A 20,046-nucleotide genomic window follows, 5' to 3' on the forward strand; every position below is an offset into this window, starting at 1 on the left:
GGTATACCAAGGATGAAAGACCCTTTACTGAACTCGCTCATTTACGTTAGCCGATACTACGGGCTAGCCAACTCACCGGAAGCGCTGATCAACGGCCTTCCGCTCTCTGATGGCAAGCTTACCCCGTTTCTGCTACCAAGAGCGGCGGAAAGGGCCGGATTGGTTGCCAAGGAAAACCGTGCAGAGTTAGACCAGATCTCGAGTCTGATTCTGCCGGCTATCTTACTTCTAAAAGGTGGCGATTCTTGCGTTCTCAACAGCATTAACGTTGAGAAGAAAGAAGCTGAAATCACCACCCTAGAAAGCGGAATGGTGCCTATCTCCATTCCTCTAGAAGACCTACTTGAGCAGTACACTGGTCGCTATTTTTTAGTTAAAAAGCAATTCCGTTATGACGAGCGCTCTCCCGAAGTGCTCAAAACCAAAGAAGGTCACTGGTTTTGGTCAACCTTGTGGCAATCGAAACGCATCTACCGCGATGTGCTTATCGCTTCTATCCTCATCAATATCTTCGCCATTGCTGCACCAATGTTCACTCGCTTGGTGTACGACAAAGTAGTCCCTAACCTCGCGTTTGAAACCCTGTGGGTGCTGGCAAGCGGTATCTTCGTGGTGTTCTTGTTTGATTTCTTGCTCAAATCACTGCGTAACTACTTTATCGATGTTGCGGGTAAGAAATCCGACATCCTGATTTCTTCAAAGCTGTTCAGCAAAGTCATGGGCATCCGAATGGAGTCCAAACCACCTTCTGTGGGTGCGTTTGCTCGCCACCTGCAAGAGTTCGAATCGATTCGTGAGTTCTTCACTTCTGCAACCGTGAGTGCGCTGATCGACTTACCTTTCGCGATTTTGTTCCTAGTCATCATCTGGCTGATGGCGGGCGATCTGGTTTACGTACCAATGATTGGTGTGGTGATTCTGATTATTCACTCGGCGCTGATTCAAGGTCCACTGCGCCGCTCGATTGAAGAAGGTTCTCGCCTTGCTTCACAAAAGTACGCCAACTTGATTGAAAGCCTTTCCGGCCTAGAAACCGTGAAAATGCTAAGTGCACAAAGCCAATTCCAATACCGTTGGGAAGAGGCAGTGGCACACATGGCAAACTGGAACATCAAGAGCCGTCGCATCACCGACAGCATTCAAAACGCAGCGGGCTTTGTTCAGCAAAGTAGTAACGTCGGCATGATCATTCTGGGTGTGTATCTCATCTCAAATGGTGATTTGACGATGGGTGGCTTGATTGCAGCAACCATGTTGAGTGGCCGCGCGATCGGCCCTATGGTTCAGCTTTCATTGTTGTCTACACGCTACAACCAAGCTAAGTCCTCAATGACCATCATTAACCAAGTGATGGAAATGCCCGACGAGCAAGAAGAAGGGAAACGCTACATTCACCGTCCTATCGTCCAAGGAAAGATTGAGATTGACCGCGTGACCTTCCATTACCCAGATGCACCAGTGGCATCGATTCGTGATTTGAGCCTAACGATTAACCCAGGTGAAAAGGTCGCAATCATCGGTCGTATTGGTTCAGGTAAAACCACGCTAGAACGCCTGATAATGGGCCTATACAAGCCGACAGAAGGGCACGTGCGTATCGATGACACTGACATCGAACAACTTCACCATGTGGACGTACGACGCAATATCGGCTGTGTACCGCAAGATTCGAATCTGTTCTTCGGTTCTATTCGCGACAATATTACCCTAGGTCGTCCACTCACCGATGATCGCGACGTATTAGACGCCGCCAACCGCGCTGGTGTCACCGCCTTTACTCAATCAGATCCTGCGGGTCTAGAGCGCCAAGTGGGCGAAGGTGGCGGCATGTTGTCTGGTGGTCAACGTCAAGCTGTGACGATTGCACGAGCGTTCTTGGGTCGCCCTCCAGTGCTCTTAATGGATGAACCAACCAGTGCAATGGATAATCGTTCAGAAATGCACATCAAGCATCAATTAGCGCAGTTAAAACCAAGCGAAACACTGATTTTGATTACGCACAAAACTTCAATGCTCGACATTGTTGATCGTGTGATTGTGATGGAAAAAGGAAGCGTGATTGCTGATGGTCCGAAATCGCAAGTGCTGAATGACTTGAAGCAAGGTAAAGTTCGCGCCGTAAGCTAAAACGCACAAAGAGAAAACAAAGCCCCGTTGAACCCAGTGTTTCGCGGGGCTTATTTATTGATGGTCAGTAATCCAAAGTAGCCAAACTCTTCGAGGAATATCCAAAGCAACACAAAGCCAACAATAACCACTAATCCCATGATGGCCCTTTCATCTTCTTCCATCGCATCCCTACCATTTTCCATAACGCTCGTAAGTTACGTTTCTAGATTAGCAGCAGCCAACGCACCAGATATCAGAGTTCATCTCTTCTCAATTCGGAACTGAGATGTCGGTCAAAATTTGTTCAACATGAATATTCCTCTGCATCTAAAATAGTTAATTACTTGCGAGCAAAAATCGGCTATAACACGCGCCTTCTTAATATTCTCGAGTTGAAGAAATGAATCATTGGATGCATTTAGAGCAAATCAGTCAGTATTTCACGGCTGGCTCTATCGGTTATAAAGTGTTGATGGGCGTCACCATTCTGATCGCTTATCGCTTGCTAAAGAAAATCGCCAACCGAGCGATCCTAAATTTGGCAGAAGCTAAAGGCGTAAACAAAGCGCGCTTGAGCTTTATTCAGCGCTGCTTCAACGTCGCGTTCTTGTTTTTGTTTGCTTCGCTTTTCGCCATCGTAACCGGTATTGGTTATGGCGATGTGTCACTCTTCCTATCGTCTATCTTTGCGGTATTGGGGGTGGCTTTCATCGCACAGTGGTCGATTCTAAGTAACATCACAGCAAGCTTTCTGATCTTTTTTGTCTTTCCGTACCGTGTCGGGGACCGAATTAAAGTCGTGGACAAAGACGAAGACATCAGCGGTGAGATTCAGGAAATCCGTATGTTCCATGTGCTGATCAAACACGACAACGGCAACCTAATCACTTACCCTAACAACTTGATGCTACAAAAAGCGGTCTTAAAACTGGCAAAAGAAAAAGCCAAGCCTGAGGAGCCAAAAACCGCCTCACGCATTTATACCCGCAGAAAGAAATAACCCACTAAAAAGCCGATGTAGATACATCGGCTTTTTGTTTCCTCGCATTTTTTAAATACCTTCTTGACCTCAACCAAGCTTGAGGTTTTAGCCTTATTCGCACGATTCAAAATCAACAATGAAAAAGGAACCATTGTGTCCAAAATTGCGATTATTTATTTCTCAAAAACCGACGTTACAGGCCAGCTAGCTCGCGCGATTGCCGCTGGCGTTGAACAACAAGGCATTGAGCAACAAGGTGGATTTGAAATTCTCTCTCACCGTATTGAAGGCAGTGAGATTATTGAAGGGCGTTTTGTGAACCCTAGCCTAATGGATGAACTTGCTGAGTGCGATGCGATTATCTTTGGCTCACCGACCTATATGGGCGGCGTAGCAGCGCAGTTTAAAGCATTTGCCGACGCAAGCAGTGAATCTTGGTATTACCAAAAATGGGCGGGCAAAATCGCGGCTGGCTTTACCAGTGGTGGGGCAATGAATGGCGATCAGTCAATGACGTTGCAGTACCTACAAACGCTCGCTAACCAACACGGTATGATGTGGGTCGGATTGGATAAGATCAGCAATTCTGGCGAGCAGAATCTGAACCGATATGGTGTGCAAGGTGGCATTGTTGCTCAAGGCGGTGAAGACGGTCAGTTGCATGCCTCAGATGTTGCAACAGCAGAGTATCTTGGCAAACGAGTCGCTATGCTCGTGAATAAGCTCTCCACTCGCTAGTAATAAAGAAGCCCCGTAAGACACATCTTCGGGGCTTCTTATTTATCGCTTGTTTTGAGCACTACTTCTTGATGTAGAGGTCTTTCGAGTAGATACGCCCCTCTACGTTGTTCTTGGCAAAACCGCCAACCGTAGGGCGAACCAAACGCGCTTGCATGTAGTAGTAAATCGGTGCGATTGGCATATCTGCCGCCAACAGTTGCTCGGCTTGATCATAGAAACCTTGGCGCGCTTTCTCATCCGTTGCGGCCAATGCACTATTCATCGCCTTATCGTAGGCTTCACTGCTGTAACGCGCAAAGTTACCTGACGAACCAGAGCGCAGTAGACTCAAGAAGGTCGAAGCTTCGTTATAATCTCCGCACCACGAGGCACGCATCACATCGAAATCCCCTTGCTTACGAGCTACAAGGTAAGACTTCCACTCTTGGTTTTCTAATTCGACTTTCGCGCCCAAGTTGTTCTTCAACATGGAAGCAATCGCCACTGCAATGGCTTTGTTCGATTCACTGGTGTTGTACAGCAATTTGAAATCCAGAGCCTTACCGTCACCGTATCCTGCTTCTTTCAGCAGCTCACGCGCCTTTTCATCACGCTGTTTCTGCGTCCATGTGCTGTATTCAGGCTGAGTCGCATCAAAGCCAGCCGTGTACTGGTGTGCGAACGTATAAGCAGGCAGATTACCTACTTGCGTGACACCATTAGTGATCACATCACGCATCATCGAATAAGACACGGCTTTTCGAACTCGTTCATCATCGAACGGAGGACGCGTGGTGTTAAACGCGTAGTAGTAAGTACAAAGTAGCGGAACCGCGGTATACGCTTGCTCGTAGTCCTTCTTCAGCTTTTGCGCCATGTGGGTTGGTACATCTGAGGTGATGTCCACTTCGCCCACCGCATAGCGATTGATCGATGCGTTTTGGTTCTCAAACGGAATGTATGTCACTTCAGTGAGATGAGTATCCGCGCTATCCCAGTAGTTTGGGTTCTTTTTCAGTTCAATGCGCTCATTCACCACCCATTTATCCAGAACAAATGCACCGTTGCCAACAAACTGTTGTGGGTCACTCCACGGCTTTTCGCTGTTCTCAACCGTTGCTTTGTGTACCGGCATCATCGAAGTGTGGCCTGTCATTGCGACAAAGTACGGCACCTTACTATCAAGTTCGAAGCGCAGAGTATGTTTATCGACGGCGGTGATACCAAGATCATCCAGTGGCTTTTTACCTTCTGCTACGTCGGCGATGTTTTTGATCTTAGTGAGTTTGAGATACCAAACATTGGGAGAAGCGGTTTTCGGATCCACTGCACGACGCAGTGAATAGACAAAATCATCCGCTGTCACAGGATCGCCGTTCGACCATTTTGCGTCTTTACGCAGCTGGAACACAAAGGTTTGGTTATCTTCGGTTTGCCAAGATTCCGCAACGCCAGGAACGATATTGCCATCTCGGTCTTGAATGACTAATCCCTCAAACAAATCACGAATCACGTGCATCTCTGGTAAGCCTTCGGCTTTTGCAGGGTCTAGCGTCGCCGCTTCTGCATCGTTTGCTCGCACTAAATGTTGTTCCGGTGCGAGTTGCACACCATCATGCAAAGAATCAGCGAGGGCTGAAGCGGATAAAAATGGGGTCAATAAAGAGGAAACCAGCAACGCTGTTGAATGCTTTTTAAAATCCATATCGTTTTTCGTTCTCCTAACACGTCTTTTGAAGCAAGTACCACAATTCATCATACAAGCATTGACGAACTTTAAGTGTTCAGTTTATATCCGAGTAATCTCAAGATGCTAAGTTCAACGGCTGTAACATGAGTTATATATAGCTTGAGTGATGAACAGATACTACTCGAACAATCAGGAGATTACGGTGAGTCTAATTCCAAGAACGGAAAGAGCGGCATTTTTAATTACGCCAACATCATATGGAAAATCGGTACTGGGCGCGCCGTTGTTGTACTTCCCAGCACAAGTAGAAAGTAACTCGCGAGGCCTTATTCTCGCGGGGACACACGGCGACGAGACAGCCTCAATCGCCGGATTGTCGTGCGCGTTAAGAAGCTTGCCAGTGGAGTGTCTGAAACACGATGTGATTTTATCGATGAACCCAGATGCAAACCAACTGGGTACGCGAGCCAACGCCAATCAAGTCGATCTAAACCGTGCGTTTCCTACACAGAATTGGACAGAGCACGGCACAGTCTATCGTTGGAGCTCGCATACACCGGTTCGAGACGTGAAAGTAAAAACAGGCAACAAAGAACAGCTAGAACCAGAAGTTGACGCACTAATTAGTTTGATTGAACTGCGCAGACCAAAATTTGTGGTCTCGTTTCATGAGCCATTAGCGTTTGTCGACGACCCTGCTCATTCTGATTTGGCCAAATGGCTCGGCAAGCAATTCAATCTACCTATCGTTGACGATGTTGATTACGAAACGCCGGGGTCTTTCGGTACTTGGTGCAATGAACGCCAACTACCTTGTATTACGGTAGAATTGCCCCCGATCTCGGCGGATCTCACGATCGAAAAGCATCTCGATGCGTTTATTGCTTTGTTGCAGCACGATCCAGATCTTTAATTTCTAGCGATACGAAGCGATCAAGTAAGGATCTGCTTGATATCGGTACTGATATCACTGATCAACTGACGCGCGCTTTCGTCTCTTTGCTGCACCAAAATAATAAACAGCAGATCCGTAATCACGTTTTGTGCCGTACGCGAAGCAATGGAAGAGCTGCGATGCTCAGTTTCATTGGCGATGGTATCAAACGTGATGTCGGCAATGCCTCTCAATCGACTTCTCCCCGGAGCAGACAAAGCAATCACTTTTGCTCCCTGCTCTTTCGCCGCTTCCGCAGCCACCAGAATCTCTTTGCGTTCTCCTGAAAAAGAAATCGCGATCTGAACGTCTTGTGAAGAGAGCGTGCGCGCAACCGCAATTTGTACGTGACTGTCTTGCTCTGATAGCGCGGTAATCCCAAGCTTAAGCAGTTTAAAGCTCAAATCTTTTGCCGTAAGTGCAGAGCCGCCAATGCCCACCACTTGCACACGGCGCGCTTCACTCAACCACTTCACCGCTTGATGACACGCCTCATAAGAGAGCGCATTGGTCGTTTGGAACATAGCGTCGGTTTTCGCTTTAACCAGTTTTTGCGAAATCACCGCAATCGGGTCATCCGCCAGAATGTCACTGTGTAGCGGGGTGGATTGCATCGCTTGCTTACGGCCAATCTCTTCGTTCAACGCCAACTTGAACTCGCTATAGCCTTTATAGCCAATTCTCTGAGTGAATTTGACGATGCTCGATTGGCTCACTTGCACTTGCGCAGCAAGTTCTTGACTGGTCAATTGGGCGGCTTTTTCTGCATTTTCGACAATCCAATCGCCAACCAAACGACCACTTTGAGAGAGTTGAGTACGTCTTGCGACGATTTTATTGATAACGGACACGACAAAATTCCAAAAACTTTAAATAAATTATTCCAAAACAGAAATAATCACACTTTTGTTTAACTGCCTGATTAACTTAACAACCCTTGTTTCTACGTAGGTTATCTCATCAGTATTCTCGGTCATTATTCCAAATTTTTACTGAACAAAGAATAACCTCAAGTGTGATTTTTATCACCAAACCTGAATATTTTATTCCATAGAATCGCCCTCAGATTGAACATTTACGAAGAGTACAAAACATGAAAATTGATTTAAGCCGATTGGTGACAGAAAGCCGCAATTCAGCGAGCGCAGAGATCGATACGCTTTCTACCATCGAGATGCTGCAAGTCATTAACCAAGAGGATCAGAAAGTCGCTTTAGCGGTGCAAGCCGTATTGCCACAAATCGCGCAAACCGTCGATGCCATTACTGCAGCGTTCGCCAATGGTGGTCGTTTAATTTACATGGGCGCAGGAACGTCTGGCCGCCTTGGGATTCTTGATGCGAGTGAATGTCCTCCAACCTATGGCACACATCCAGATATGGTTATCGGTTTAATTGCTGGTGGTCATCAAGCGATTTTGAAAGCGGTAGAAAACGCAGAAGACAACGCTCAAATGGGCCAAGACGATTTAAAAACGCTGAATCTGACTCAGCATGATGTTGTGGTTGGCATCGCTGCCAGTGGCCGTACGCCTTATGTTTTAGGTGGTTTGGAGTACGCAAAATCTGTCGGAGCAACAACGGCATCAATCGCATGTAACCCAGAATGCGCAATGGCAGACGCCGCGGACATCGCGATTCTTCCGGTAGTGGGTGCAGAAGTCGTCACCGGCTCTTCACGCATGAAAGCGGGCACAGCGCAAAAACTGGTGCTGAACATGCTGACTTCTGGCGCAATGATTCGCAGCGGTAAAGTGTTTGGCAATTTAATGGTGGATGTAGAAGCCACCAACGCCAAACTGATTCAGCGTCAAACTAACATTGTGATTGAAGCAACGGGCGCAACAAAAGAACAAGCAGAAAAAGCGCTTGAAGCGTGTGAACGTCACTGTAAGACCGCAATTTTAATGATTCTGGCTGATTTGGATGCTGAGCAAGCCAAGTCTCGCCTCGCCGAGCACAACGGTTTTATTCGTGCAGCACTAAATAATAACTAAATAGCCCTAGTCCTGAAGGATAGTCCCTATGGCCAAAATTACCTCTAACACAGTATCGCAATTGCTCGCCGCAGTGGGTGGCAGTAACAACGTAAGTAAGTGCGGTAACTGTATGACGCGTTTGCGTTTATCTCTCGCGAATAACAGCTTGGCGGATCAATCCGTCATTAAACAAATTCCCGGCGTAATGGGTGTGGTAGAAAGCGACGAGCAATTCCAGATCATTCTTGGTCCCGGTAAAGCTCAGCAAGCTGCCGATATGATGAATAAGTTGATCGACAGCTTAATCTCTGGTGACAGCGAAGAGCCTGACGCACCACAACAGGATCTTTCTGCTGTCGCTGCAGAGCAGAAAAAACAGATAAAGAGCAAGCAAACCAGTGCGGTTCAGCGTTTTCTAAGTAAGTTTGCCACCATTTTTACACCGCTGATTCCCGGCTTTATCGCTGCGGGTTTGCTGCTCGGCTTTGCCACGTTATTGGAACAAATCTTCGTGCTCGACCAAACGCCAAGCCAGTTTATGTTGGATTTGATTGCCTACATGAAGGTATTTGGTAAAGGCCTGTTCGCTTTCTTGAGCATTCTAATTGGCTACAACGCTCAACAAGCTTTTGGTGGCTCAGGTGTCAATGGCGCCATACTCGCTTCGCTATTTGTGTTGAGTTACAACCCCGATGCAACGTCGGGCATTTATTCCGGAATGAATGAGTTCTTCGGTTTTGCGATTGATCCTCGTGGCAACATTATTGGCGTATTGATGGCAGCGATCATTGGTGCTCAGGTCGAGAAAAAAGTGCGTCAGTATATGCCTGACGATCTGGACATGATCTTAACCTCAGTTGTCACGCTTTTGATCATGGGTGCAGTAACGTTTTTGATCATCATGCCAATCGGTGGTGAGCTATTCAAAGGCATGTCTTGGTTGTTCCTAAACTTGAATGACAACCCATTAGGCGCCGCGATTTTGGCAGGTTTGTTCTTAATTTCCGTGGTATTTGGTATCCACCAAGGGTTTGTGCCAGTGTACTTTGCCCTGATGGAAGCACAAGGTTTTAACTCGCTGTTTCCTATCCTAGCGATGGCTGGTGGCGGTCAAGTGGGTGCTTCTATGGCGCTGTACTTCAAAGCCAAGAAAGACGCCCTACTACGCACACAAGTAAAAGGCGCCATCATTCCAGGTCTACTTGGCATCGGTGAGCCACTGATTTACGGCGTGACGCTACCACGCGTTAAACCGTTCGTAACCGCTTGTATTGGTGGCGCAGCGGGTGGCTTCTTTATCGGCTTAGTCTCTTACCTTGGCCTGCCTGTCGGTCTAAACACAGTATTCGGCCCATCTGGTATCGTTGCAATCCCCTTGATGACCTCGGCTAGCGGCATCTTTGCCGGCATGATGGTGTTCATCGGTGGCCTACTTATCTCTTACATCGTTGGCTTCCTAGCTACCTACTTCTTTGGCTGCAAAGACGTTGATTTAAGCTAAATCATTCTAACCCCTATAGGAATGGACTAGCTCGCGTCCTTGAGCTTTCAAGGGCGCACCCTCTCTCTACTTCTCACGACATTGATTTTATTCCGTTATTCGGAAGGGGCTTTGTCGTGCTTAAAAACAATAGAAACGAAAAGGTCGTTCACATGAAAAAGCACATTTTGACTCTACTTCTCCCTACTCTGATGGCATCAAACGCAGCGATGGCTGCTCAACTTTACCAAGCAGAAGACGGGTCGGTTTTGAACATTTACTCTCGCCTCGGCTTTAACGTCACCAATAAAAATGATGAACACGGTGATGCCAATGGCGAATTTGATGGCCGTATTGGTTTGAATGGCTCACAAACCATCAACGAACACGCCTCTGTCATTGGCCAAGCGCAATACCAAGTAGGTGCAGCCGAATACGCCAACCAAGTGAACGACAAGCCTTCTCTGACAGCGCGTTACGTTTGGGCTGGTATTGATGCGCAAGATTACGGTCGAATCACAGGTGGCCGTGTTGCGTCAGGATTAATCATGTTCACCGACATTGGTGATGTGTTCGCGTCATCAGACGTATCTATGGCACGCCAAGCAAATAAAGTGGATAAAACCGCGACACAAGTTTTCCGTCAAGACGGTACGCTGCAATACCAAAACCGCATTGGCAACTTCGATGCATCTGTGGCTTACATTATTGGTAACAGCACCTCTGAACTCGATTACGGCTACAACGCAGCACTACGTTACACCCTAGAAATGGGCGATTTAGGCACACTAGCCCCTGTAGTTGCAATGCAAAAAAGCAAAGGCGATGCGCGTGAAAATAACGATACCGATTACACCTTCTGGGGTGCAGGCACGCGTTACTACTTGGGTGATTTGATGTTAGGTGCGCTTTACTCAGAAGATGAGCTAGAAGGTTACTTCTCTGAAACCAGTACCGATAAAGTCATGGAGCTGACCGCAGTTTACAGTGTAAATGACAAATGGGCGCTACGTGCAGGTTACCGCTCTCTAGAAAACAGCGACGGCGACGAGCTTGAGCTGAAAGACACAACCGTTGAAGTGCAATACAAACTGACCCCTCGCTCTTCTATCTACACCAGTTACGTTGACCGTAATGGCTCGCGCGGTTACGACAACGCACAAGAAGTCTCGTTTGGTGGTGCACATGCAGATGAAAGCTACTACCACTTCGGGCTACGTTACGAGCTGTAAATGTCCATACGCTCGTTTTAGTTAGCTAAGATTTCCTCCTCGATATTTTTCCTGCCTTTAAAATATCGAGGAATGAAATCTTCCTTCTTTTCAGTTACTAGCAATTCTATGAGTTTCCTAATAGGCATTGCTGTCAATTATCATTACATGCATGTTTACTTTTTCATCATTAAGCAAAGTACTCTCTCATCAATTAATCATCACTGAATCAATATGAGAGCCTTATGCCTGTAAAATTTTGCTCACACTGCAACAAACCGACTGAACACAAACGCGTGATGAAACGCATCAACATTCAACCAGAAAACATCAACGGCAAAACAGCCCGTTTAATGGTGTTGGTATCACGCTGTTTTACCGGTAACCACTATCACGAGTTAACGCCTCAATTCTACTGCCGCACTTGTAATCAACACTTTCAAGGCACTGCAGAGATTAAAGACCTGCACGCTCAAGACAACCTGTCAGTTTAAAATGATTACAGCTTAAAATGATTGCTGTTTGAAATGCTCAATAAACGCCTGCGTTCGCTTTGGTAAATGCTCACGTTTAGGATAAAGAATATAGAGCGGTAGGATCGCATCCGTTTGCCATTCAGGAAGTAACGGCACGAGTTGCGATAGCTCTTCACCGCTGAGTTTCTCCAATGCGAATTCATCCAACATTGCAACGCCGCATCCCGCAAGAGTGGCCTCAAGCATGGATTGAACCAAATTAAAGCTGAGTACACTTTGCAAAACCACTGACACTTTTTGTTTGGTTTCCATATGATGGAAGTGCCACGTATCGAGGTTTAACACTTCATTTCGATACACAATATGGTCAAGCTGATAAAGATCTTCCGGCGTAGCTATGCTTGGTTTGTTAGACAAGTACGCTTTGTGTGCGAACGGTTTACAGTGTAAAGAGCGCAGATGGTGGCCAATATAGCCCTCGGGTGGATTGTTCGTGAAGAAAAACGCCACATCAAAGCCAGACTCAATAAGATCCAAAGGCGTTTCTGAAAAGATCACTTCGAACGTCACTTCAGGATATAACTGGCGAAACTCGATCAAGGCTCGGTTCAATAACGCTGCCCCAAATGACGCCGACGCCGCGATGCGTAAATGCCCGGCGACTCGATCACTTTCCATCACTTGTTCATTAATCTGCTCTGCCCCATCCATCAAGCCCTTCACTTGCTGATAAAAGCGCACCCCATCGTAAGTTAGATTAAATTTCCTTGTTGTACGTTGAATCAACTGTACTGACAGAATCTCTTCTAACTGCCTCAATTGACGGCTCGCGTGCGCGTTTGAGCAACGCAGTTTTTTCGCCGCGCCTGCAATACTCTTCTCTTCACATAGAGCTATGTACATTGGCACGTAGCTTAGCCACTTTATTTCCATATAGTAATTATGAATCTCTAAAAACAACCTACTGGAAATAATAGAAAGGCTCTACACTGCTTACAACTTAAAATTTGAACGGAGAATCACGAATGAACGCATTCGATACTTGGTTAAAAGGGCAAGTGATCAAAGACCATGTCACTAACCCGAATATCGAGGTGGGAGATTACAGTTATTACTCAGGGTTTTATCACGGTAAAACATTTGAAGATCAATCGGTTCGTTATTTGATGGGCGACAGCGTTACCCAACAAGAGTGGCAAGAAGGTGCTTATGGCGAAGTGGACAAGCTGATCATTGGCAAGTTCTGTTCAATCGCTTCTGGCGCGACCTTTATGATGGCAGGCAATCAAGGCCATCGGGTAGATTGGATTTCTACCTTTCCATTTTCTCCTGAAGAGTTTGGAGAAGATGTACAAAGCGGCTTTGAACGCGCAGGTGATACTGTTGTGGGTAATGATGTGTGGATTGGCAGCGAAGCGATGATCATGCCGGGCGTGAAAATTGGAGATGGTGCCGTGATTGGTGCGCGCTCAGTCATCACAAAAGATGTTCCGCCCTACTCGATTGTTGTTGGTCACAATTATATTGTTCGCCAGCGCTTTGACGACGAATGTGTCGCTATGTTGTCAGAAATCAAATGGTGGGATTGGCCCATTAACCATATTAAACAAGCAATGAAGATCATGTGCAGCAGTGATGTACGTGCCCTTGGTGCTTACTACCAAGAACACATTGCCTGATGTTTAAAAACAAAAGCCCGTGCACCTCTCAATACACGGGCTTTTTCATTCTTCCAATTAAAGAGTTAAATCGCGACGACGTCTTCTTCCTCTAAATTTGCCGCCACTTTGATTTCGTATTGGTTAAAGCTAAACACACAACCGCCATGGGTGCGTCTGGTTGTCACCTGTTCGTCTCCAAATTGCACTGTAACGCGCGTAAATACTCGATCTTTGGCTTCGACGATATTCTCTTCTAGCGAGACTTCAAACTCTTGCTCAGTGTGTTCTAGCTTCTGTTTAACTTCTTCAAGGCGAGTATTGTTTTGCGCTTTCATTACTTCGATTTGAGCTTGTTCTTCATCAGTACGCTCTGCTTTAGGACGCTTCTTAAATTCAAGTTCCTTACGAATCACATCCATCGTGCCTTCTTGGGCAGATTTGTATTCTTCTTTTAAGCTGGCAATGCGCTCTTTGTACAAGGCGTAATTAGCAAAAGCCTCGACTTTCGTGGCGGTATCGCCTTCTACACCAAGTTGCGAACAAAGCACCTTGCTTCCTACTTTGGCATCACCACCGCTTAAAGTGCCGTTTTTACCGCTTGCATCAAGTACCGTCAGGTTGCGTCCACACTCAATGTCGTTATTCATGCTGTGCACAGCGAGCTCAATATCCTCGCCAGACTGCAATTCACAATACTGGGCGTAACTGGCACGAATCGATGTTTTGGTTCGAACGTGGCAACTCTTCGGCTGACCATCACTCACTGTATGGCCAATAATGCCTTTCGCCACTTGGATATCACCCTCAGCTTGTACATCTGCAGATTCAATAAAGCCACCAACGGTAATAGAGCCTGTCGCTTTGACGATCATGCCAGATTCAATGTTGCCGCCAATGATGACATTGCCTTTAAACTTAACGTGTCCGGTATTTACGCCCACACTGTTGAGACACAGTGCATTATCGACCTCGATGGTTTTGTCTTTGATGAGAGGAGTCCCAGATACAGAAGCGAGCAGAAGGTTAGGATCGGCTTTGCTAATTTCCGTTCCTTTACCCGGTTTAATCGGACTGTCTTTGCCTGCTTGGGGAGGAATCACGCGACCTTGCACAGTAAAACCTGGAGTACCCTTAGTAGCAGGCGTTCGACGCATAACCTCGTCGCCAATATCAACGGCAATGGTTTCACCCAAGTTGCGTAAATCAATCTTGTCGCTGGTCGATTGGCCTTCTTTCGGTTTGAGGATGCGTTTGGTGATATCTTTGACGAGGGGCGTAAAGATGGCGTCTTTACCTTTGACAGGTTGTTTGCCAACGGCGACAGGTTGAGTAAAGGTTTCTCCGGGTTTGAGTTGATTGCTGACGACCATAACTTTTTTAAGGGCCAACTTATTGATGCCTTTCGATACTCTCGCATGAGCCAGTGCTTGAACGATTTCAGGGCCACGTAAACCACGGCCACCATAAGCACCTACAATGTTCATGCTAGCGAGCATGTCGTTGTTCGACAATTCAACTTCTACCTGAGCATTCTTAATCTGTGCGACGACGATGCCTTCGTATGCTTCTGCTTTACGCTCACGAGCACAGTTAATGAATCGAACTACTTCAGCATCATCAACAAACGCCTGACTGGCATTCATTGCTTGAAGCTGTTCAGGCAACTCCTTTTGATTTAGCTCACCTCCGAGTTCAACATCTCCCGGTAGGCGGGCAAAAATCCTCGTTTTGTCTTCCGACCATTCAAGGCATATCTTCCACATAACCAATCCATCTGCTACCCATCACCCAATTCAGTCTAACCAAAATCATTTTCTGAACAAACCTCTCAATTCTCAGAATCAGGCTCACATCACTAAAGGATGCCCCGCGACTTATGAGCTAGAGATAAGCTTACTTAGAATTTCTAAATCCGATTTAGATTCATTTTTTGCGTTGCGCTCTCCCTACTTCACCAAAGCATCACGACCTGTATTCGAATAGATGGTGGAGCATCCCTAATGGACAATCTAACTTTAAGGGAAGTTTATTATTTAGCTCATTTTATATATAGCTAATAAGACAAGACTTCCGTTTACAGTGTAAATTGAGATTGGCCCTGTATCTCAACCATCAACCTTAGCAAAAGACCAAATATAAAAAGGAGAGGATTTACAGTGTAAACCCTCTCCTCCCGTTAACCACTTTTACAGTGTAAATTGCTTGTTCTGTTTACACTGTAAATTTAGCTATCAAAACTTGTAACTCGTTTCTTATCTGTGCTTCAACTTGCTTACGTCCTGACAAGCCATATTGCTTAGCGCACTCACTCCATTCTTTGCTTAAGAATAATTTACTGATCATCAAGTCAGACACATCAGCCAAACCACATTGCAGTAACCATTGCTGAATCCAAACAGAGACCGATTCAAAGTTATTACCACCTTGAGCATAACACTCGATTAAAGTGCGCTTCGTTAAATGGGACGGGCAAGTAGATACCGAGGTTGGTAATAGCGCGCGAAGCAAACTTGGTTCTAACTTAGAATAGGTAGACGCTGCACTCAATGGCAACAGTTCTTCGAATAGCAACTTGGCTTCGTTTATCCAAGTTTGTTGTGAGCCACATTGACGAACCATCAACAACGAGTAACACCCACTTGCCGCATCTCGCATACTTCCAAGACGAATGGATTCAAAACCAGATAGCTTCCAAAACGCAATCAGTTCTTCTGTTGCGCCAAAGCTGGTGGACAAATAAGAGATATGTGGCGCCGTAGTTTGTTCCAGCAGCTTCAACATTTGTTGGCCAATTCCCTGCCCTTGCAAATCTGGATGCACCGCAATTCGCATCACTCGCAAAGTAGAAAGCGCACCCACATCAGCGTAACCAAGTTGATTGATGATAGTCACCGGCGTCAGGTGCCCTTTCGGACGACGTTTCCCGTGCTGAATATCTTTAACGAGATTCGAATCGAGGTTGCCCTCCTCCACCGTTAACATCACCCCGACGACTTCATTGTTATTCTGAGCTACGTAGATCTGGCAATGTTCATCTTGCAGAAGATGCAGCAAATCATTTGGCGAGGTCTGATAATGCGCATTCACGAGCAACGCAAAGCACTTTTTCAATACGGAAGGATTAGAAATCAACGCTGACTTACGGAGATTGATTAATGAAATATCGCCAAGCTCGGCAGGTTGGCTCGGGGTAAGTTCTGCATCCAGTAAAAATGCTTGGTACAACCAAGATTCCAAGTTGTCATTTACTGCCCATCGAATAGGTTGTTGAAGATGACAAAGCTTCATTCCAGGTCTTTGCTTTTGTAGCCAATCAACAAACTTAAGCGTGAAGCCACGGCCACAACCTTCATAACCATGAATTGTGGTTGAAAAGACGAGGCGATGATATTGCTCAGTAATCTGCTTAAGCATAGGAACCGGAATCGCGGCGGCTTCATCAACCAACAACAAATCACACTCAGGTAAAGCTGAGAGTAATTCATCTGGTGCGATAAACTGAATGTAACCCAGCCCCGATTCTAATCGGTCTTTCTTAACGCGCTCTGCGGTTGATAGCATTCTCTGCGCGTGCTGATAAACAGGTTCAATCGCTTTAATGCTTGGTGCTGTGACGAGAATGCGCAGTGGCTTTTGTTCTAAAAGCTGCGCGCATGCAATGCCTAACGCACTGGTTTTTCCTCGACCACGATCGGCGGTTAATACTAAAGGACGTTTGCGATGCCCAGTCACCACTTTTTCGATAAAAGAAACCGCTTCAGTTTGCTCGCTATACTGGTGCGCTTTTTCCGCTTGGATGAAAGCTGGCAATGGAGGTAATGACAAATTCTCCTCAATAACGGTGAGTTGTTGCCATTGCGTTTGCAGCCACAGTCCCGCTTCATCCGCCTCTTGGTTTTTATTGGCAACCACAATCAATAGCCCACCTCCGACGAGCGCGCCAAGAGCCGAAGTAAAACTGTTTGCATCAAGCTCTTTTCTCGCATCAAACAGCAAAACGTCACACTCGCGGCCGAGCAGCATATTGCCTTGTTTTGCATTTACGCAGTGGGCATTTTCTAGTTGCCACTCCCCTACGCAAAACCAAGTCTGATTTTGCTGCTTTTGATGGAAGTCGGTAATCAAGGCTTTTTGCCAATCGGCATCACCATAAATCACCACGCCATTACGTTGAAAGGCTTTGTAAGATTGGAGCTGAAGCTGAGAAAGGAATTCAGATTGTGCGAGCATTACGTGTATCCAAGCATTGAACTGACGCCATGTTATCACATCTGGATTCATGGATACTTCGCCAAATTGCAGACATAAAAAAACCGCCCGGAGGCGGTTTCAAACAAGAAGAGGTTTACTTCATTTTGCTCTCAACGAAAGCCAGAATTTCTTCCATCAAGCTGTCGTCTACTTTCTTCAAGTTAAGAGCAAGGTTGTTACCTTTACGGCTGTAGCTTGCACGACCTTTAACTAAATCGACTTTTTCTGCTTTCTTAGCCGGCTTCGCAGGCGCTAATTCTGCAATCCAGCTTTCGATGCTTTCTGTCACTTCTTTAGTAAGACGAGCCACACCTTGAGCTGTACTGCGCTGCCATAAATAACCTTCCGACGTACGACACTTATCCAACAAGTTTTGTTGTTGTTCGCCGTTCAACGTCGAGAATTGTTTATGCAGCTTAACAATCGTTGGACGACCTAAATCACCAACATTCGGGTAAGCTTGCAGAAGTTCAAGTGGAAGTGCAGCGGCTTTTAATGCGCCACTCACCAATGCTTCACTGCACTGGAACATTTTTGCCAACGCTTTTTGGTCTTCAGCTTCGCCACTTTCAAGCTTCGCCTGCATCTCTTTACCTTTTTCGTATAGAGACAGTGGCTTGTGCGCGTTTGCAACATCAGAAAGGAATTTCGCGTGGTCTGTGTTGATGCCGTCACCAACGTAAACCAAGAAATCCTGCCCTGCTAAGATACAAGACATACGACGGCGGCTACCGTCTAATACTTCAATCTTGCCATCTTCAGTGCGACGACCAACCGCTGGATACTGTTGACCACGTTCTTTCAACGTCACCAACACATCTGATAAAGCGTGTTCGTTTAGGAAAGATTGCTCACGAGCGTTCTCTGCAAATACGCTCGTATCTGTCGCCACTTTATCCGCAGGAATGCGTACCAATTCAAACTGAACGGTATTCTCACCTGCTACAGCAAGTTCGATAGTTTGTGCTTTGTCTTTTGCAGCCGTTTGCGCTTCTTGAGGTGTCGCAACACGACGTTTATTGGTTTTACCAAATAATTTCGCGTTTAATTCAGACGTTTTCAATGCCATTTATTCATTACCCCTGATTCAATGACGGCCAGTTAGAGTGCAGTACGCGCTCTAGTTCTAGTGCACTCTTATGTACCGCATCTTGTGCAGTAGCGAGCGTTTTCTTACCACCTTCGAAGTCGCCTACGGTCAAATCAAACACTGTGCTGTAGGTGTCAGCACACGTTTCGAATGCACGACTACGAGGAATAGTGGCCATCATAACTTGGTCACCTAGAAGATAGTTCATTTCAGTTAGAACAGAAACTTGCTTCTTGTTGTCGTCTTCAAACATGGTTGGCATCAAACGAACAAACTCAAGACCGTTCCAATCTTCTGGGAACATCTCGTACACCGTTGGAAGGTGTTGGAAGAAGTTTACTGTTGAAGCCCAGTCAAGACGCTTCGCTGCACAAGGAATCAATAGCGCATTTGATGCGTACATTGCGTTCCATACTAGCGGATCAACGTGTGGACCGGTATCAATCATAATCACGTCGAAGTCATTCGCAATCTTGTCAATCAACTGCTCTTTCAACAGACGAACGATATCTAGCGATGGGTCTTCAGAGAGTGTTTGCCACGCTTCTGCGTTGAACATTGCGTCTTCTGGGAAAGCAGAAATCGACTTCAAGTTCGGGTATTGCGTTGGCAACAGCACGTTCTTGTGTAGAAACTCACGATCGATTTCAACGCCATCTGGCACATTACCAAGCATGATATCAACCGCTGAATAGATGTTGTCATGCTCTGCCACACTGATTTGTGGGTTCAAGAACAGACGCAGAGAGCCTTGAGGGTCAAGGTCAATCAAACAAATGCGGTAGCGTTTATCTAGGTTTAGCGCCAGACATGCCGCTAAGTGAACCGCTGTCATCGATTTACCCGTACCACCCTTTTGGTTTTGTACGTTGATGATCCACGGTTTGTTTTCAGAATTCTTTTTGCGTTCATGGAATTTAGGCACTTCTGCCGCATCCATTAGCATGTGTGCTTCTTCAAGCGTGATTGAATAATGGTTGGCATTATTCTTTGTAAATTGATGACCTTCCGCTTCCATCTTACCAATAGCATCGTCCAGCTTACGGCGAGTCAAACCTGAGCGGGTTTCCATCATTGCCTTAGACATTGGTGGGAAGTAGTTGTCACTACGCTCTTCCAAAACAATCTCAATACGGTCAGCTTGAACTTGTTGCGTCAGTTCTGCTAATTCCTGGAGATTTTCAATCGTTGTTTCTCTTTTCATGCCAAATTCCGTTGGAAGGATATCTGCATTTAATTGTACAGCACTGCTATCCAAAAACAACAAAAAGGTGAACAAGCATTTTGAATGACCATCACATAAAAAACACTCACAAACGCCTGTTTTATGATTTCACCTTAAAAACATCACAAAATTTAATCAAATCTATGCCAATAAAGTGCTTCAAACTTTGAAAGAATAAAAATGTCACACTGTCACGTATTTACAATGTAAATCTACAGTTTTTCCGGAACGATTATAGA

The 20,046-nt window shown here is 46.0% G+C and carries 17 protein-coding genes; 9 read left to right on the forward strand and 8 right to left on the reverse strand.

The annotated features are described in order from the left end of the window. Window positions 1–12: 12 nt before the first annotated feature. Window positions 13–2,127 (forward strand): type I secretion system permease/ATPase, encoded by a 2,115-nt coding sequence (locus tag ATB78_RS14825; RefSeq protein WP_061009051.1) that lies wholly within the window; start codon window positions 13–15, stop codon window positions 2,125–2,127. Window positions 2,128–2,177: 50 nt separating this feature from the next. Here the strand turns inward: ATB78_RS14825 and ATB78_RS30275 are convergent, their stop codons facing one another. Next, the gene (locus tag ATB78_RS30275; RefSeq protein ID WP_009706678.1) at window positions 2,178–2,312 is read right to left on the reverse strand and encodes a hypothetical protein; all 135 of its coding nucleotides are present in this window, start codon (window positions 2,310–2,312) and stop codon (window positions 2,178–2,180) included. Window positions 2,313–2,521: 209 nt separating this feature from the next. Here ATB78_RS30275 and ATB78_RS14830 point away from each other — a divergent pair, with 209 nt between their 5' ends. Both ATB78_RS14830 and ATB78_RS14835 read left to right on the forward strand, forming a co-directional pair. Continuing rightward, window positions 2,522–3,109 (forward strand): mechanosensitive ion channel family protein, encoded by a 588-nt coding sequence (locus ATB78_RS14830; RefSeq protein ID WP_061009052.1) that lies wholly within the window; start codon window positions 2,522–2,524, stop codon window positions 3,107–3,109. A gap of 135 nt (window positions 3,110–3,244) precedes the next feature. Continuing rightward, window positions 3,245–3,829, forward strand: coding sequence for a flavodoxin family protein (locus tag ATB78_RS14835; RefSeq protein ID WP_061009053.1), 585 nt, complete (start codon window positions 3,245–3,247; stop codon window positions 3,827–3,829). A gap of 61 nt (window positions 3,830–3,890) precedes the next feature. On the opposite strand, the gene ATB78_RS14840 is transcribed toward ATB78_RS14835, so the two are convergent. Further along, a complete protein-coding gene (locus tag ATB78_RS14840; RefSeq protein ID WP_061009054.1) occupies window positions 3,891–5,516 on the reverse strand; it encodes an ABC transporter substrate-binding protein in 1,626 nt (541 codons plus the stop codon). Window positions 5,517–5,703: 187 nt separating this feature from the next. Between ATB78_RS14840 and mpaA the strand changes: the two genes are divergently transcribed. After that, the gene (gene mpaA, locus ATB78_RS14845; RefSeq protein WP_155647812.1) at window positions 5,704–6,414 is read left to right on the forward strand and encodes a murein tripeptide amidase MpaA; all 711 of its coding nucleotides are present in this window, start codon (window positions 5,704–5,706) and stop codon (window positions 6,412–6,414) included. Window positions 6,415–6,434: 20 nt separating this feature from the next. On the opposite strand, the gene ATB78_RS14850 is transcribed toward mpaA, so the two are convergent. After that, complete coding sequence (locus ATB78_RS14850) at window positions 6,435–7,286, reverse strand: SIS domain-containing protein (RefSeq protein ID WP_061009055.1); 852 nt, start codon at window positions 7,284–7,286, stop codon at window positions 6,435–6,437. A gap of 242 nt (window positions 7,287–7,528) precedes the next feature. On the opposite strand from ATB78_RS14850, the gene murQ reads away from it, so the two are divergent. From murQ to ATB78_RS14870, 4 genes are all read left to right on the forward strand, one after another. After that, the gene (gene murQ, locus ATB78_RS14855; RefSeq protein ID WP_061009056.1) at window positions 7,529–8,431 is read left to right on the forward strand and encodes an N-acetylmuramic acid 6-phosphate etherase; all 903 of its coding nucleotides are present in this window, start codon (window positions 7,529–7,531) and stop codon (window positions 8,429–8,431) included. Between the two features lie 28 nt (window positions 8,432–8,459). After that, entirely contained in the window at window positions 8,460–9,914 is a 1,455-nt protein-coding gene (gene murP, locus ATB78_RS14860; RefSeq protein WP_061009057.1) for a PTS N-acetylmuramic acid transporter subunit IIBC, read from the forward strand. A gap of 152 nt (window positions 9,915–10,066) precedes the next feature. Then, on the forward strand, window positions 10,067–11,125 hold the full coding sequence (locus tag ATB78_RS14865) for a porin (RefSeq protein WP_009706687.1): 1,059 nt from the start codon (window positions 10,067–10,069) through the stop codon (window positions 11,123–11,125). Between the two features lie 224 nt (window positions 11,126–11,349). Continuing rightward, window positions 11,350–11,598 carry a hypothetical protein gene (locus ATB78_RS14870; RefSeq protein ID WP_061009058.1) on the forward strand — a complete coding sequence of 83 codons (249 nt, stop codon included), beginning with the start codon at window positions 11,350–11,352 and terminating at the stop codon, window positions 11,596–11,598. Between the two features lie 12 nt (window positions 11,599–11,610). On the opposite strand, the gene ATB78_RS14875 is transcribed toward ATB78_RS14870, so the two are convergent. Then, on the reverse strand, window positions 11,611–12,513 hold the full coding sequence (locus ATB78_RS14875) for a LysR family transcriptional regulator (RefSeq protein WP_061009059.1): 903 nt from the start codon (window positions 12,511–12,513) through the stop codon (window positions 11,611–11,613). A 92-nt stretch (window positions 12,514–12,605) separates the two neighbouring features. On the opposite strand from ATB78_RS14875, the gene ATB78_RS14880 reads away from it, so the two are divergent. Beyond that, window positions 12,606–13,259, forward strand: a complete 654-nt coding sequence (locus ATB78_RS14880) for a CatB-related O-acetyltransferase (RefSeq protein WP_061009060.1) — start codon at window positions 12,606–12,608, stop codon at window positions 13,257–13,259. A gap of 65 nt (window positions 13,260–13,324) precedes the next feature. Here the strand turns inward: ATB78_RS14880 and ATB78_RS14885 are convergent, their stop codons facing one another. From ATB78_RS14885 to ATB78_RS14900, 4 genes are all read right to left on the reverse strand, one after another. Further along, window positions 13,325–15,004 carry a FapA family protein gene (locus ATB78_RS14885; RefSeq protein ID WP_061009061.1) on the reverse strand — a complete coding sequence of 560 codons (1,680 nt, stop codon included), beginning with the start codon at window positions 15,002–15,004 and terminating at the stop codon, window positions 13,325–13,327. A gap of 448 nt (window positions 15,005–15,452) precedes the next feature. Continuing rightward, window positions 15,453–17,471: a GNAT family N-acetyltransferase gene (locus ATB78_RS14890; RefSeq protein ID WP_061009062.1), complete on the reverse strand. Its 2,019-nt coding sequence runs from the start codon at window positions 17,469–17,471 to the stop codon at window positions 15,453–15,455. 115 nt (window positions 17,472–17,586) lie between these two features. Further along, the gene (locus ATB78_RS14895; protein ID WP_012130357.1) at window positions 17,587–18,561 is read right to left on the reverse strand and encodes a ParB/RepB/Spo0J family partition protein; all 975 of its coding nucleotides are present in this window, start codon (window positions 18,559–18,561) and stop codon (window positions 17,587–17,589) included. Between the two features lie 7 nt (window positions 18,562–18,568). Beyond that, window positions 18,569–19,786 carry an AAA family ATPase gene (locus ATB78_RS14900; RefSeq protein WP_005428912.1) on the reverse strand — a complete coding sequence of 406 codons (1,218 nt, stop codon included), beginning with the start codon at window positions 19,784–19,786 and terminating at the stop codon, window positions 18,569–18,571. Window positions 19,787–20,046: the final 260 nt, after the last annotated feature.

It is taken from the genome of Vibrio sp. CUB2, from assembly GCF_001557945.1.
GTDB classification, from domain to species: Bacteria; Pseudomonadota; Gammaproteobacteria; order Enterobacterales; family Vibrionaceae; genus Vibrio; species Vibrio owensii.